The sequence below is a fragment of the Halomonas sp. H5 genome (assembly GCF_050613175.1).
Classification (GTDB): domain Bacteria; phylum Pseudomonadota; class Gammaproteobacteria; order Pseudomonadales; family Halomonadaceae; genus Bisbaumannia; species Bisbaumannia salifodinae.
Genome location: NZ_CP192510.1, coordinates 3,265,692 through 3,281,126, shown reverse-complemented (window position 1 = coordinate 3,281,126; position 15,435 = coordinate 3,265,692). Strand labels below are relative to the sequence as shown.

Genomic DNA, 15,435 nt, shown 5'->3' with positions numbered 1-15,435 from the left:
TCACGGCTACTCCCGCGGCTCCAGCCGGTAGAGGCCGCCGTCGCCCTCGTCGCTGAGCAGGTAGACCTGGCCGTCGGGGCCGCTGCGCACGTCGCGTATGCGCCCGATCTCGCCCTCCAGCAGCACCTCGCGCTCCACCACCGTGTCGCCGTCGATCACCAGGCGCACCAGGCGTTCGCTGAGCAACCCGCCGGCCAGCAGGCTGCCCCGCCAGCCGGGGAAGGCGTCGCCACTCACCCAGGCCAGCCCCGAGGGGGCGAAACGCCCCTCGAAGACGTGCACCGGGTCGCGCATCCCGGGGCGACTGTCGTCGCCGATGGGCAGGAAGGTCACATAGTCGCGGCCCAGGCTGACCTCCGGCCAGCCATAGTTCGCGCCGGCCTCGATACGGTTGAGCTCGTCGCCGCCCCGGGGGCCGTGTTCGCTGGCCCAGAGTCGGCCCTCGCCATCCACCGTCATGCCCTGGATATTGCGGTTGCCAAGGCTGTAGATCTCGTCCAGCACGGCGGCATCATTGACGAAGGGGTTGTCCGCCGGGGCCGCGCCCTCGGCGGTGAGGCGCAGCACGCTACCGGCATGGTCGCCACCGTCCTGGGCCCGCGACGGGTCGCGGCCGCGTTCGCCGATGCTCATGACCAGAGTGCCGTCGGGCAGGAAGGCCAGGCGGCCGCCGTAGTGGCGCCCCGGGTCGGAATAGCGGTCCTGGACGAAAAGGGTCTCGAGCTCGGTGAGGCCGGCATCGCCGAGTCGCGCCCGGGCCAGGGCGCTGGCGCTGCCGCCGGGCCCGGGGCGGGAGTAGGTCAGGTAGAGCCAGTCGCTGTCGCCGTCGCCACTGCCGTAGTCGGGATGAAGGGCCAGATCGAGCAGGCCGCCCTGGCCGCGGGTCGAGACCGCCGGCAGGCCGGAGAGGGCCCGGCGGTCGTCGCCCTCCAGCAGCCAGAGGCGGCCGCCACGCTCGCTGACCAGGGTGCGGCCGTCGGGCAGGAAGGCCAGCGACCAGGGGTGGCTCAGGCCCTCGACCAGGCGCACCAGGCGGAAGTCATGGTGGTCGCTGGTCAGGCGCGCCTCGATCACCTCGGCGGCCGGGGCGGGGGCGGCGGCCAGGGCCGCCAGCAGCGCTAGCAGGGGACGTATCGGTCGCATCATGACTCCTCCTCGGTGTGGTACTTGGCTACCTCGAGCCTAGCCGATCTAGACTAGGCCTTTCAGTAGCGCCAGCAGCAGCGGCAGATAGAGGAAGGCGAGCAGGGTGGAGCAGAACACCAGGCTGGCCACATAGGCGGGCTCGCGGCCGGCGCGCTGGGCGAAGAGGTAGTTGAACACGGCGATCGGCATGCTCATCTGCAGTACCAGGATGCCGTGGGCCAGGGGCGGCAGCCCCAGCAGCCACCCCACCAGGTAGGCCAGCGTCGCCGCCGCCAGGGTGCGGATCAGGCTGAAGCCGACCCCGGAGCGCAGGCTCTTGACCTGGATGCTGGCCAGCGAGACCCCGAGGGTGATCAGCATCAGCGGCACCGTGAAGCCGGAGATCAGCTCCAGGGTGTTGTCGAGCCACAGCGGCAGGTCGGTATCGCTGAGCAGGATCGCCAGGGCGATGGCGATGGCATAGACGGTGGGGGTGCGGGCCAGGGTGCGCAGCGGATTGCCTTGGCTTGCCATGATGGTGCCGAAGGTGAACTGCACCAGGGAGACGGTGACCATCACCGCGATGGCGAAGGCGAAGCCGGCGCTGCCGAAGGCGTAGAGCACCACCGGCAGGCCCATGTTGCCGGTGTTGGGGTACATCATCGGCGAGATCACCACCCGCCAGGGTTTGCCGAGCAGCGGCGCCACCAGGAAGCTGGCCAGGCCCATGGCGGTGAGCACCAGCAGGGTGCCGAGCATGGTCAGGCCGAAGCTGCCGGCGTCTACCTCGGCCCCGGAGAGGGAGGCGAGGATCAGCGCCGGGGTGCCGATATTGAAGACCAGCTTGGTGACGAACTCCACCGGGTAAGGGTGGCCCAGGCGGATCCACAGGAAGCCCAGGCTGGCGCCGATAAAGACCGGGGCCATCACGGCAAAGAGTTCGACAAGCATGGGCGCTCCTCGCTGGCGGTAAGGGAATGCCCATTGTCGTGAATCGGATGCTTAGAGGGCAAACGAATTCTCGCGCTCCCCGCGCTCGGGAAAAAGTTTGTCAGTCGCGACACCCGTGTCGCAAACGCACCGGGTCGTGACGTCGCCAAGCATCTTGGCCCCCAGGCCCAGGGATACCATCGCCGCAAACCACAACAATCTCTGGAGGCCGACATGACCCTGCGCAACGAGAGCCTGGCGCAATACGACACCCCCCTGGCCGCGGCTATTGCCGAAGAAGTGGCCCGTCAGGAGGCCCATATCGAACTGATCGCGTCTGAGAACTACACCAGCCGCGCGGTGATGGAAGCCCAGGGCTCCCAGCTCACCAACAAGTATGCCGAGGGCTACCCGGGCAAGCGCTACTACGGTGGCTGTGAGTTCGTCGACAAGGTCGAGGCGCTGGCCATCGAGCGTGCCTGCGACCTTTTCGGTGCCGACTACGCCAACGTCCAGCCCCACTCCGGTGCCCAGGCCAACGCCGCCGTCTTCATGGCGCTGGTCTCTCCGGGTGACACCGTGCTGGGCATGAGCCTGGCCCACGGCGGCCACCTGACCCACGGCGCCGCCCCCAACTTCTCCGGCAAGCACTACAACGCCGTGCAGTACGGCCTCAACCCGGAGACCGGCGAGATCGACTACGAGGAAGTCGAGCGCCTGGCCCGCGAGCATCAGCCGAAGATGATCATCGCTGGCTTCTCCGCCTACTCCCGGGTGGTCGACTGGCGTCGTTTCCGCACCATCGCCGATGAGGTGGGCGCCTACCTGATGGTGGATATGGCCCATGTGGCGGGTCTCGTCGCTGCCGGTCTCTACCCGAGCCCGCTGCCCCACGCCCATGTGGTCACCACCACCACCCACAAGACCCTGCGCGGCCCGCGTGGTGGCCTGATCCTCTCCGCCCACGGCGACGAGGCCCTCCACAAGAAGCTCAATGGCGCGGTCTTCCCGGGCCAGCAGGGCGGCCCGCTGATGCATGTGATCGCCGCCAAGGCGGTGGCCTTCAAGGAGGCCATGAGCCAGGACTTCGTGCGCTACCAGCAGCAGGTGATCGAGAATGCCCGGGCCATGGCCGAGGTCTTTATCGAGCGCGGCTATGACGTGGTCTCCGGCGGCACCGACGACCACCTCTTCCTGGTCTCGCTGATCAAGCAGGGGGTCACCGGCAAGGACGCGGACGCCGCCCTCGGCCGCGCCCATATCACCGTCAACAAGAACTCGGTGCCCAACGACCCGCAGAGTCCCTTCGTCACCTCCGGCCTGCGCCTCGGCACTCCGGCGGTCACCGCCCGCGGCTTCGATGCCGCCGAGTGTACCGAGCTGGCCGGCTGGATCTGCGACATCCTGGATGCCCTGGCCGACGGCGGCGATAGTGCCAGCGTGGAAGCCGAGGTGCAGGCCAAGGTCGCCGAGGTATGTGCCCGGCATCCGGTCTATGGCGCGGCCATCGCCGAAACCGCCGTCGAAACCATCGCTTGAACCGGCCGCCGGGCAACGCCCGGCGAGGCCGAACTGAGGAGACCCCTATGCAACGCTATTCTGGCTTCGGGCTGGTCAAGCACGCGCTGAGCCACCACGAGAACTGGGAGCGCCAGTGGCGCAACCCCACGCCGAAGAAACAGTACGACGTGATCATCGTCGGCGGCGGCGGCCACGGCCTGGCCACCGCCTACTATCTGGCCAAGGAGTTCGGCGTCAAGAACGTGGCGGTGATCGAGAAGGGCTGGCTGGGCGGCGGTAATACCGCGCGCAACACCACCATCGTGCGTTCCAACTACCTGTGGGACGAGTCGGCGGCCCTCTACGAGCATGCCATGAAGCTGTGGGAGGGGCTCTCCCAGGACCTGAACTACAACGTGATGTTCTCCCAGCGGGGCGTGCTCAACCTGGGCCACACCCTGCAGGACATGCGTGATATCCAGCGCCGGGTCAATGCCAACCGTTTGAACGGCATCGACGGCGAGGTGCTGGACGCCAAGGGCGTGCAGGAGCTGGTGCCGATCATGGACTGCTCTTCGAGCGCCCGCTACCCGGTGCTGGGTGCCTCCTGGCAGCCGCGCGCCGGCGTGGCCCGCCACGACGCCGTGGCCTGGGGCTATGCCCGTGGCGCCGACGCCCACGGCGTGGATATCCTCCAGCAGACCGAGGTCACCGGCTTCAAGATCCGCGACGGCCAGATCTATGGCGTGCACACCAACCGCGGCGATATCGAGGCCAAGACCGTGGGCTGCGTGACCGCCGGTAATTCCGGGGTGCTGGCCAAGATGGCCGGCTTCAATCTGCCGCTGGAGTCGCATCCGCTGCAGGCCCTGGTCTCCGAGCCCCTCAAGCCGATCCTCGACACCGTGGTGATGTCCAACCACGTGCACGGCTATATCAGCCAGTCCGACAAGGGCGACCTGGTGATCGGCGCCGGTATCGATGGCTACAACGGCTATGGCCAGCGCGGCAGCTACCCCACCGTGGAGCACACCCTGCAGGCCATCGTCGAGATGTTCCCGATCTTCTCCCGGGTGCGCATGAACCGCCAGTGGGGCGGTATCGTCGACACCTGCCCGGATGCCTGCCCGATCCTCTCCAAGACTCCGGTGAAGGGCCTGTTCTTCAACTGTGGCTGGGGCACCGGTGGCTTCAAGGCCACGCCGGGCTCGGGTCATGTGTTCGCCGCCAGCCTGGCCAAGGGCGAGATGCACCCCATCGCCGAGCCCTTCTCCATGTTCCGCTTCCACAGTGGGGCGCTGATCGACGAGCACGGCGCCGCCGGCGTGGCCCACTAAGGAGAATTCGCCATGTTCTATATCTACTGCCCCTACTGCGGCGAACACCGCGAGGAAGAGGAGTTTCACCCCAAGGGCCAGGCGCATATCGAGCGACCCAAGGAGCCCGAGGCGTGCAGCGACGAGGAGTGGGGCGACTACCTGTTCTACCGTGACAACCCCCGTGGCGTGCACCACGAGCTGTGGGTGCATGCGGTGGGTTGCCGCAAGTTCTTTAACGTCACCCGTCACACCGTGACCTACGAGATCCTCGAGACCTACAAGATGGGCGAGCAGCCGTCGATCACCGCCGATGCCCAGGGCCAGCCCCGCGAGGCCGTGGCGGCCAGCCGTCAAGAAGGAGTGCGCGCATGAGCCAGTCCAAGAAACAAGTGCACCGCCTGGCCAAGGGCGGTCGGATCGATCGCTCCCGCACGCTGAGCTTCACCTTCAATGGTCAGAACTACCAGGGCCACCCGGGAGATACCCTGGCCTCGGCGCTGCTGGCCAATGGCGTGGATATCGTCAACCGCAGCTTCAAGTACTCCCGGCCCCGGGGCATCGTCGCCGCCGGCGCCGAGGAACCCAATGCCATCGTCCAGCTGGGCAGCACCGAGGCGGCCCAGGTGCCCAACGTGCGTGCCACCCAGCAGGCGCTGTTCGCCGGCCTGACCGCCCGCAGCACCAACGGCTGGCCCAATGTGCAGCGCGACCTGATGGGCGTAGTCGGCAAGCTGGGCGGCAAGTTCATGCCCCCGGGCTTCTACTACAAGACCTTCATGGCCCCGGCCTCGCTGTGGATGACCTACGAGAAGTACATCCGCAAGAGCGCCGGCCTGGGTCGCAGCCCCATGGAAGCCGACCCGGACACCTATGACCACCTGCACCAGCACTGCGACGTGCTGGTGGTGGGCGCCGGCGCCGCCGGCCTGGCCGCGGCCCTGGCTGCCGCGCGCAGCGGTGCCCGGGTGATCGTCGCCGACGAGCAGGAGGAAATGGGTGGCTCGCTGCTGGATAGCCGCGAGACCCTGGACGGCAAGCCGGCGGACCAGTGGGCGGCCCAGGTGGTCAAGGAGCTGGCCGGGTACGAGAACGTCACCCTGCTGCCGCGTACCACCGCCAACGGCTACCACGACCACCACTTCGTCACCCTCCACGAGCGGCGCACCGAGCACCTCGGCGAGACCGCGCCCCTGGCCAAGGGCCGCCGCCAGGTGCGTGCCCGCATGCACCGGGTGCGCGCCGGTCAGGTGATCCTGGCCACCGGCGCCCACGAGCGTCCGCTGGTCTACGCCGGCAACGACGTGCCGGGCAATATGCTGGCCGGCGCCGTTTCCACCTATATCCGCCGCTACGGCGTGGCGCCGGGCAACAAGCTGGTGCTTACCACCAGCAACGACTACGGCTATCGCGCCGCCCTCGACTGGAAGGAGGCGGGTCGCGAGGTGGTGGCCATCGTCGACGCCCGTCAGGCCCCCGCCGGCGACTGGGTGGAAGCCGCCCGCGCCCAGGGCATCAAGATCATCACCGGCAGCGCCGTGATCGAGGCCAAGGGATCCAGCCGCGTCAGCGCGGCGCGGGTCGCCAAGATCGATATCGACGCCTTCCAGGTGAAGGGGCCGGCCCAGGAACTGGCCTGCGACACCATCGCCAGCTCCGGCGGCTATAGCCCGGTGATACACCTGGCCTCCCACACCGGCGCCCGGCCCACCTGGCGCGACGATCTCCTCGGCTTCGTGCCGAGCCTGGTCAAGGGCGTGCACGCCTGCGGCGGTGCCAACGGCACCTATGCCCTGGGTGAGGTGCTCGCCGACGGCGTGGAGGCCGGCGTCAAGGCCGCCGCCGTCAGCGGCCATGCCGCCCCGTCGGTGAGCCTGCCCCAGGTCAAGGCCCTCAAGCAGGGCCCGGCGGCAGCGCTCTTCCAGGTGCCCCACGAGAAGCCGACCCTGCGCGCGCCCAAGCAGTTCGTCGACCTGCAGAACGACGTCACCGCGGCGGGCATCGAGCTGGCCACCCGCGAGGGCTTCGAGTCCATCGAGCACGTCAAGCGCTATACCGCCATGGGCTTCGGTACCGACCAGGGCAAGCTGGGCAACATCAACGGCATGGCCATCGCCGCCCGCTGCCTGGGCCGCCCCATCCCCGAGGTGGGCACCACGGTGTTCCGCCCCAACTACACCCCGGTGACCTTCGGCGCCATCGTCGGCCGTCACTGCCGCGATCTGTTCGACCCGGAGCGCTACACCGCCCTGCACCAGTGGCATGTGGAAAACGGCGCCGAGTTCGAGGACGTGGGCCAGTGGAAGCGCCCCTGGTACTACCCGCAGCGCGTCAACGGCAAGGTCGAGACCATGCACGAGGCGGTGGCTCGGGAGTGCAGCGCGGTGCGCGAGAAGATCGGCATCCTCGACGCCTCGACCCTGGGCAAGATCGATATCCAGGGCCCCGACGCCCGGGAATTCCTGGCCCGGGTCTACACCAACAAGTGGGAGAAGCTGGCGGTCGGCAAGTGCCGCTACGGCCTGATGTGCAAGGACGACGGCATGGTCACCGATGACGGCGTGACCAGCTGCCTGGCCGACAACCACTTCCTGATGACCACCACCACCGGCGGCGCCGCGGCGATCCTCGAGTGGCTGGAACTGTGGCACCAGACCGAGTGGCCGGAGCTGGACGTCTACTTCAGCTCGGTGACCGACCACTGGGCCACCATGACCATCACCGGCCCCGAGGCGCGCAAGCTGCTGGCCGAGATCACCGATATCGATCTCGACAAGGACAGCTTCAAGTTTATGGAGTGGCGTTCCGGCAAGGTGGCGGGCGTACCGGCGCGGGTCTATCGCATCTCCTTCACCGGCGAGCTGACCTTCGAGATCAACGTCCAGGCCAACTACGCCATGCATGTGTGGCAGACCCTCTTCAAGCACGGCGAGAAGTACGGCCTGACCCCCTACGGCACCGAGACCATGCACGTCCTGCGCGCCGAGAAGGGCTTTATCATCGTCGGTCAGGACACCGATGGCTCGGTGACTCCGGAAGACCTGGGCATGCAGTGGTGCGTGGGCTACGACAAGCCCTTCTCGTGGATCGGCAAGCGGGCACTGACCCGTACCGACACCAAGCGCGAGAACCGCAAGCAGCTGGTGGGCCTCAAGCCCAAGGACCCCAAGGTGGTGCTGGAGGAGGGCGCGCAGATCGTCTTCGATCCCAAGCATGCCATCCCCATGCCGATGGCCGGGCACGTGACCTCCAGCTACTACAGCCCGACCCTGGACTCCGGCTTCGCCCTGGCGGTGGTCAAGGGTGGCCACAAGAAGATGGGCGAGACCGTCTACCTGCCCATGGCGGACGGCCAGACCCATGAAGCCGAAATCGTCAGCCCGATCTTCTACGACCCCAAGGGAGAGCGCCAGCATGTCTAACGCGGCTACCTTCGATACCCGTACCGATAGCGCCATCCCGGTGGAGTCGCCGCTGGCCTACAGCTACCGCCGCAGCGGTGCCCCGGCGGCCGGCCCCGAGAGCCGCGTCACCCTGCGCGAGCGCGCCCTGCTGGGCCAGCTGGTGCTGCGCGGCGGCGCCATCGTCCTCGACGAGGCGGTGCGCGAGGTGCTGGGCCTGGGCCTGCCCGGCGAGCCCCAGGGGCTGGTCCAGGACGAGCGCGGCGAGCGCTCGATCCAGTGGCTCTCCCCGGACGAGTGGCTGGTGATCGTCCCCGGCGGTGAGGAGTTCGAGCTGGAGACCCAGTTGCGCGAGCGCCTGGGAGACGCCCACTACGCCATCAGCGATGTCAGCGGTGGCCAGACCCTGCTGGAGCTTTCCGGCGAGGCGGCCCGCGAGCTGCTGATGAAGACGGTGATCTACGACGTCCATCCCAGCCACTTCCCGGTGGGCAGGGGCGTGACCACGGTCTTCGCCAAGGCCACCGCCATCGTCCGTCGCCCCTCCGAGGAGCGCTGGGAACTGGTGGTGCGCCGCAGCTTCGCCGACTACTGTTATCGCTGGCTGCTCGACGCCGGCGAGGAGTACGCCATCGGCGTGGTACGCTGAAAGCAAGGATCAAGGCCGGGGGCAGGGGTACCATGCTCCCGGCTTGGTCATCCCCTGATTCTTGGTGCTTCGCACCTTGGCGTGAGTACTCTTGTGGGAGCACGGCTTTGCCGCGCGATATCGCCCGAAGGGCGATCCTGGCTGGCAGCAGGTGTCAGCCAGGCCATGGTGTCATGCACGATCCGCGAAGCACCGGCCTTTTCGAGTGAGGCACCCATTATGAGCCAAGCATCTTCCACCTGGATCCTGGCCGCCCAGTGCCCCAGCCGTCTGGGCACCGTGGACGTGGTCACCCGCTTCCTCAAGGAGAATCGCTGCTATATCACCGAGCAGCAATCCTTCGATGATCGGCTCAGCGAACGGTTCTTTATTCGCACCGAATTCCGTCCCCTGGACGACGATTTCTCCGCCGAGGCCTTCCAGGCCGCCTTCGCCGAGCGCGCCGGCGAGTTCGCCATGGAGTTCGAATTGACCCCGCCGGGGCGGCGCATGCCGGTGGTGATCATGGTCTCCAAGGCCGACCACTGCCTTAACGACCTGCTCTACCGCTACCGCACCGGGCAGCTGCCCATCGAGATTCGCGCCATCGTCTCCAACCACCCGGACCTGGCACCCCTGGCCGAGTGGCACGATATTCCCTATCACCACTTCCCCATCACCCCCGAGACCAAGGCCGAGCAGGAGGCCCAGGTGTGGGAGGTGATCGAGTCCTGCGGCGCCGAGCTGGTGATCCTGGCGCGCTATATGCAGGTGCTCTCCAGCGACCTCTGCGCCAAGCTCAGCGGCCGGGCGATCAATATCCACCACTCCCTGCTGCCCGGCTTCAAGGGCGCCAAGCCTTACCATCAGGCCTACGACAAGGGGGTCAAGCTGGTCGGCGCCACCGCCCACTACATCAACGACGACCTGGACGAAGGGCCGATCATCACCCAGGGCGTCGAGCCGGTTAGCCATGCCGACTACCCGGAAGACCTGGTGGCCAAGGGCCGCGATATCGAATGCATGACCCTGGCCCGCGCCGTGAGCTATCACGTCCAGCGTCGAGCCTTCCACCACGCCCGCCGCACCGTGGTCTTCGACCGATAAAGGATGGGGATATCGAGTGCCGCTTTCCATAGCCCCGGCCTGCGCCGTGGGCTACCACGTCCAGCGTCGCGCCTTCCTTCACGCCCGCCGCACCGTGGTCTTCGACCGATAAAGGATTGGGATATCGAGTGCCGCTTTCCATAGCCCCGGCCCGCGCCGTGAGCTATCACGTCCAGCGTCGAGCCTTCCACCACGCCCGCCGCACCGTGGTCTTCGACCGGTAAGCGAGAAGATCAGACCACCGAGGGAGCGCGGCTCCGCCGTCGGTCCGACGCATCGGCGATATCGCCCGAAGGGCGATCTTGACCAGCACCAGGGCGCCTGCGGCGCCCAATCGCGCGGGAAGACTCTCGCTCCCACGACACCAGTGGCCATTCAGGGCGCTCCCAAGCCACCCTACCGCTTGGCGTTATCCCCACCCCGGAGACAACGCCAAGCGGTAGGGTGGCTTTTTGCCGTACTGGGCCAAGCCCCGCGCGGCTTACCCCGTTAGCTCCCCATTACCTGCCAGTCTGCCGTTATGCTGGGGGGAAGAGGGGGTGGGCTAGAACATGCCTCTATTACTTTTATCTGCCACAGGCTGGGCGTTAACCATCAAGGAGCAGCCGACCATGGAAGTCGTGGTTCAGGAAGAAATCTCGGGATGTGGCATCGCCTCGGTTGCCAATATTCTGGGGAAGTCCTATTCGGAAATGAAGGCCGTGGCAAACGCCATGGGTATCCATGCCGAGGATAAATCGCTGTGGTCAGACACCCGGTATGTAAGAAAGCTGCTGGCCAGCGCCGGGGTCGAGACCTCCGCCGGTGAGACTCCCTTCGAGTCGTGGAGAAAGCTGCCCGATCTGGCGTTGCTGTCTATCAAGCACCATCAGGAGGAGGGGAGAAACTTCTGGCACTGGGTGGTGTTCAAGCGCCTGGAGGGGCAGGCCGTGGTGCTGGATTCGGCCAGCTACCTTCCCTCGAATATCCGCACGGACTTCGATGAGATGCAGCCAAAATGGTTTATCGAAGTGAAGAAGTAAGGTCCTTCGCACTCTGGCGTAAATACCGCAGTGGGAGGCTGTGAGGCGCGATTCCCCAGGGCGCCTGGCGGCGCCCAATCGCGAGGGGAGACCCTCGCTCCCACCACACCAGTGGCCAGCCTGATGGGTATAGGGGAGCCTGGTCTCCCGAACCCTATTGGGCCGGGTAGCGGGTCGCCTGGAGGGAATCCTTGATCTTCTTCAGGTGGCCGAGGAAGTCTTCGCCGCGGCGCAGGGTCACGCCGGTGGCCAGTACATCGATCAGCGCCAGGTGGATCATCCGCGAGGTCATCGGCATATAGACGTCGGTGTCCTCCGGGGTGGTGACCTCCAGGGTCTCGGTGCACTCCTTGGCCAGGGGCGAGTCGGGGGCGGTGATGCCGAGCACCACGGCGCCGTTCTCCCGGGCTAGGCGAGCGATCTCCACCAGCTCCCGGGTGCGCCCGGTGTAGGAGATGATCACCACCACGTCGCCGGTATGGCAGGCGGCGGCCACCATGCGCTGCATCAGCACGTCTTCGTAGGCCATCACCGGCAGGTTGAAGCGGAAGAACTTGTGCTGGGCATCCTGGGCCACCGGGCCGGAGGCGCCGAGGCCGAAGAAATGGATCTGCTTGGCCTGGATCAAATAGTCCACGGCGCGCTCGATGCGCTTGGCGTCCAGGGCGCGGCGGGCATCGTCGAGGGCGGCCACGGTGGCACCGAAGATCTTGTCGCCGTAGTCGGCGGCGCCGTCGTTGCGCTCCACGTTGCGGCTGACATAGGGGGTGCCACCGGCCAGGCTCTGGGCCAGCTTGATCTTGAAATCCGGGTAGCCCTTGGCGTCGAAGTTGCGGCAGAAGCGATTGACCGTGGGTTCGCTGACCGAGGAGGCCTGGGCCAGGGCGGCGATGCTCATGCCGGTCGCCGAGGCGGGGTCCTGGAGGATGACGTCGGCGACCTTGCGCTCGGAGCGGTTGAGCTCGTCGAGGCGGGCGCGGATGCGTTCGATCAGGTCATGGCTGGCCATCGTGGGTCGCGTTCTCTCTGCTGGCTTGGGGCGGTGACTGTGGCGTTGAGGCGCGCCGCGGCGGAAGACCAACGGGCGCGCTACCATGTAGTTATTTCACTACATTGTCTGGCACTATCCTAGACGGTAGTTCCTTAGGACGCTAGACATGGGGGGCGCATGGGTGGCCAGGGATGACACTTTGGTTGTAAAATTACTTAAAATTGTTGCCATTCTCGGCGTGCATAGCGTATTTTTTAGGTAAGTTAACCATTTTTCAGAGGGTGCGGCATGACCCAAGAGACCCGTTCCGTCGCCTCGGCGACACCCAGCGTCGATCTGGCGATGTTCGGCGCACTCGGCGACCTGGCCCTGCGCAAGTTATTCCCGGCGCTCTACCACCTGGAGCGGGAGGGGTTGCTGGGCGAGACCACCCGCATCCTCGGCCTGGCCCGCCAGAGCCTGGAGACCCCGGCCTTTCGCGACAAGGTGACCGCGGCGCTGAAGACCTACCTCAAGGGCGAGACCCTGGACAAGGCCTGCCTGGCCCGTTTCCTGGAGCGCCTGGAGTTTATCAGCGTCGACTTCGCCAAGCCCGAGGGCTACGCGGCCATCCGCGACTGGCGCCAGCAGGCCCCGGAGGCCCGCTCGCTGATGATCTACCTGGCGGTGCCGGCGAGCATCTATGGCGCCATCTGCCATAACCTCAAGGCCGGCGACTGCCTGGACGACAGCGCCCGGGTGGTGGTGGAGAAGCCGATCGGCTATGACCTGGACTCCTCCAACGAGATCAACGACGCCATCGGCGCCGTTTTCCCCGAGTCGCGGGTCTATCGCATCGACCACTACCTGGGCAAGGAGACGGTGCAGAACCTGATCGCCCTGCGCTTCGCCAACCCCTTGTTCGGCACCCAGTGGAACCAGAACCATATCTCCCATGTGGAGATCACCGTGGCCGAGAAGGTGGGCATCGAGGGGCGCTGGGGCTACTTCGACCAGGCCGGCCAGTTGCGCGACATGGTGCAGAACCACTTGCTGCAGCTGCTCTGCCTGATCGCCATGGACCCGCCCTCTAACCTGGACGCCGACGCCATCCGCGACGAGAAGGTCAAGGTACTCAAGGCCCTCAAGCCCTTCACCCCGGAGGTGCTGGAGCGGGACGTGGTGCGCGGCCAGTATATCGCCGGCTCGATGGACGGCCAGAGCGTGCCCGGCTACCTGGACGAGGAGGGCGCCAATACCTCCAGCCGCACCGAGACCTTCGTGGCCATGAAGACCGAGGTGGCCAACTGGCGCTGGGCGGGGGTGCCCTTCTACCTGCGCACCGGCAAGCGCATGCCGGAGAAGCTGTCGCAGATCGTCATCCACTTCCGCCAGCAGCCGCACTATATCTTCGACCCGGATCAGCGCGGCCTGGCCAGCAACAAGCTGATCATCCGCCTGCAGCCGGAGGAAGGCATCGCCCTGCAGGTGCTGACCAAGGACAGCGGCCTGGACAAGGGCATGCGCCTGCGCCCGGGGCCCCTGGACCTCGACTTCAACAGCGCCTTCCCCAAGTCGCGGATTCCCGACGCCTACGAGCGCTTGCTGCTGGAGGTGATGAAGGGCCAGCAGTACCTGTTCGTGCGCCGCGACGAGGTCGAGTATGCCTGGCGCTGGATCGATCAGCTGATCGGTGCCTGGGAGGCCCGGGACGACGCGCCGCGGCGCTACTCGGCGGGCTCCTGGGGACCGGTGGCATCGATTGCCATGATTACCCAGGACGGTCGTAGCTGGTATGAAGACTACTAAAGACGGCCGATGGGCCCCGGGGGGCCGTGTCGGCTCACTCCAGACCGCCATGATCACCCAGACGGTCGTAGCTGGTATGAAGACTATTAGCCGCCGCTAAGCATGAGGATAACTACGATGAGCGATCTGTCCCGTGAACATCTGGCCGCGCAGCTGGCCGAGGCGGTGGCCGAGGCGCTGCACGAGGACCTGGGCCGCCAGGAGCGTGCCCTGTTGGTGGTCTCCGGGGGCTCGACCCCCAAGCCCTTCTTCGCGGCCCTGTCTCGGGCGGAGCTGCCCTGGGAGCGTATCGACGTGACCCTGGCCGACGAGCGCTGGGTGGCCGAAGACGCCGCCGACAGCAATGCCCGCCTGGTCCGCGAGACCCTGCTGCGGGGGCCGGCCGAGGCGGCCAACTTCGTGCCCCTGACCAGCGATGCCGCCACCCCCGAGCAGGGCGTGGCGGAGGTCGCCGAGCGCGTCATGGCGCTGAGCTGGCCGGCCAGCGTGGTGATCCTCGGCATGGGCGGCGACGGCCATACCGCCTCGCTGTTCCCCGACAGCCAGGAGCTGAGTCTGGCCCTGAGCACCGCCGAGCCCCTGGTGGCGGTGCGCACCCCCAGCCAGCCCCAGGCGCGCATCACATTGAGCGCTGACCGCCTGCATCAGGCCCGCCGCCACTTCCTGCACCTCAGCGGCGAGGACAAGCGCAGCGTCCTGGGCCGGGCCCTGGCCGGCGACGACGTCCGCGAGCTGCCGATCCGTGCCTTCCTGGCTTGCCCCCTGGCGATCTACTGGGCGCCCTGATTTTCCGATTTCCCGGCCGGGTTTGCCTCGCCGGCCCCGATGTGGAGTACCAGACATGACCATCGACAAACAGCTGCCTTCCACCCGCACCACCGAGATCGATAGCATCTGCCTCAAGGCGGAAGTGATTCCGGTGATCACCATCGAGCGCCTCGAGGATGCCGTGCCCCTGGCCCGCGCCCTGGTCGAGGGCGGCCTGACGGTGCTGGAGGTGACCCTGCGCACCGACTGTGCCCTGGAGGCGGTGGCGCGCATGAAGGAAGCGCTGCCCAAGGCCAGCATCGGCGTCGGCACCGTGCTGACCCCGGCCCAGTATCGTCAGGCCGAGAAGGTCGGCGCCGACTTCGTGGTCACCCCCGGTGCCACCGAGGCCCTCTACCGTTACGGCGTGGAGAGCCCGGTACCCATGCTGCCCGGCGTGGCCACCGTCTCCGAGCTGATGACCGGCTGGCAGTATGGCTACCGTCGCTTCAAGTTCTTCCCCGCCGAGTCCAGCGGCGGCGTCAAGGCGATCAAGGCCTTCGGCGCGCCGATCCCCGAGGCGCGCTTCTGCCCCACCGGCGGCATCACCCTGGACAACGCCGCCGACTACCTGGCGCAGCCCAATGTGATGTGCGTGGGCGGCTCCTGGCTGACTCCCAAGGCCCTGATCGAGGCCGAGGACTGGGACGGCATTCGCGACCTGGCCCGCCAGGCCGCCGAGCGCTTCCACCACTGAGACTCTGTTACCGCTTCTCTCTCGACAGCCCGTAGCTACAGGCTAGTGCTGTGCCTTGACCCGCCCCTTGGCGGGTCTCTTTTTGCCTGCGGCGCCGCGATGCGCCGGTCCGCCAGCCCGACC

General features: G+C 67.0%; 13 protein-coding genes. 10 read left to right on the top strand and 3 right to left on the bottom strand.

Features of this window, described 5'->3' with window-relative positions; translation table 11 throughout:
* Positions 1-6: 6 nt before the first annotated feature.
* Both ACQ1W9_RS15120 and ACQ1W9_RS15115 read right to left on the bottom strand, forming a co-directional pair.
* The gene (locus tag ACQ1W9_RS15120) at positions 7-1,146 is read right to left on the bottom strand and encodes a PQQ-dependent sugar dehydrogenase (RefSeq protein ID WP_431024113.1); all 1,140 of its coding nucleotides are present in this window, start codon (positions 1,144-1,146) and stop codon (positions 7-9) included.
* Between the two features lie 45 nt (positions 1,147-1,191).
* Complete coding sequence (locus tag ACQ1W9_RS15115; protein ID WP_431024112.1) at positions 1,192-2,076, bottom strand: AEC family transporter; 885 nt, start codon at positions 2,074-2,076, stop codon at positions 1,192-1,194.
* A 213-nt stretch (positions 2,077-2,289) separates the two neighbouring features.
* Here ACQ1W9_RS15115 and glyA point away from each other — a divergent pair, with 213 nt between their 5' ends.
* The 7 genes from glyA (at position 2,290) to ACQ1W9_RS15080 (ending at position 11,029) form a co-directional block, all read left to right on the top strand.
* Positions 2,290-3,594 carry a serine hydroxymethyltransferase gene (gene glyA, locus ACQ1W9_RS15110; RefSeq protein ID WP_431024111.1) on the top strand — a complete coding sequence of 435 codons (1,305 nt, stop codon included), beginning with the start codon at positions 2,290-2,292 and terminating at the stop codon, positions 3,592-3,594.
* 47 nt (positions 3,595-3,641) lie between these two features.
* Positions 3,642-4,892, top strand: coding sequence for a sarcosine oxidase subunit beta family protein (locus ACQ1W9_RS15105; RefSeq protein ID WP_346064308.1), 1,251 nt, complete (start codon positions 3,642-3,644; stop codon positions 4,890-4,892).
* Between the two features lie 12 nt (positions 4,893-4,904).
* Complete coding sequence (locus tag ACQ1W9_RS15100; protein ID WP_431024110.1) at positions 4,905-5,246, top strand: sarcosine oxidase subunit delta; 342 nt, start codon at positions 4,905-4,907, stop codon at positions 5,244-5,246.
* Positions 5,243-8,293: a sarcosine oxidase subunit alpha family protein gene (locus tag ACQ1W9_RS15095; protein ID WP_431024109.1), complete on the top strand. Its 3,051-nt coding sequence runs from the start codon at positions 5,243-5,245 to the stop codon at positions 8,291-8,293. Before ACQ1W9_RS15100 ends, ACQ1W9_RS15095 begins: the two co-directional genes overlap by 4 nt.
* The gene (locus ACQ1W9_RS15090; RefSeq protein WP_431024108.1) at positions 8,286-8,921 is read left to right on the top strand and encodes a sarcosine oxidase subunit gamma; all 636 of its coding nucleotides are present in this window, start codon (positions 8,286-8,288) and stop codon (positions 8,919-8,921) included. Before ACQ1W9_RS15095 ends, ACQ1W9_RS15090 begins: the two co-directional genes overlap by 8 nt.
* A gap of 219 nt (positions 8,922-9,140) precedes the next feature.
* Positions 9,141-10,007, top strand: a complete 867-nt coding sequence (purU, locus tag ACQ1W9_RS15085; protein WP_431024107.1) for a formyltetrahydrofolate deformylase — start codon at positions 9,141-9,143, stop codon at positions 10,005-10,007.
* 611 nt (positions 10,008-10,618) lie between these two features.
* Positions 10,619-11,029, top strand: a complete 411-nt coding sequence (locus ACQ1W9_RS15080; protein ID WP_431024106.1) for a hypothetical protein — start codon at positions 10,619-10,621, stop codon at positions 11,027-11,029.
* Between the two features lie 154 nt (positions 11,030-11,183).
* Here ACQ1W9_RS15080 and ACQ1W9_RS15075 read toward each other — a convergent pair whose 3' ends face one another.
* Positions 11,184-12,038 carry a MurR/RpiR family transcriptional regulator gene (locus tag ACQ1W9_RS15075; RefSeq protein ID WP_146802431.1) on the bottom strand — a complete coding sequence of 285 codons (855 nt, stop codon included), beginning with the start codon at positions 12,036-12,038 and terminating at the stop codon, positions 11,184-11,186.
* A 270-nt stretch (positions 12,039-12,308) separates the two neighbouring features.
* On the opposite strand from ACQ1W9_RS15075, the gene zwf reads away from it, so the two are divergent.
* The 3 genes from zwf (at position 12,309) to ACQ1W9_RS15060 (ending at position 15,312) form a co-directional block, all read left to right on the top strand.
* A complete protein-coding gene (zwf, locus tag ACQ1W9_RS15070; protein WP_431024105.1) occupies positions 12,309-13,808 on the top strand; it encodes a glucose-6-phosphate dehydrogenase in 1,500 nt (499 codons plus the stop codon).
* A 117-nt stretch (positions 13,809-13,925) separates the two neighbouring features.
* Positions 13,926-14,594, top strand: a complete 669-nt coding sequence (gene pgl, locus ACQ1W9_RS15065; RefSeq protein WP_431024104.1) for a 6-phosphogluconolactonase — start codon at positions 13,926-13,928, stop codon at positions 14,592-14,594.
* A 55-nt stretch (positions 14,595-14,649) separates the two neighbouring features.
* Complete coding sequence (locus tag ACQ1W9_RS15060) at positions 14,650-15,312, top strand: bifunctional 4-hydroxy-2-oxoglutarate aldolase/2-dehydro-3-deoxy-phosphogluconate aldolase (RefSeq protein WP_431024103.1); 663 nt, start codon at positions 14,650-14,652, stop codon at positions 15,310-15,312.
* Positions 15,313-15,435: the final 123 nt, after the last annotated feature.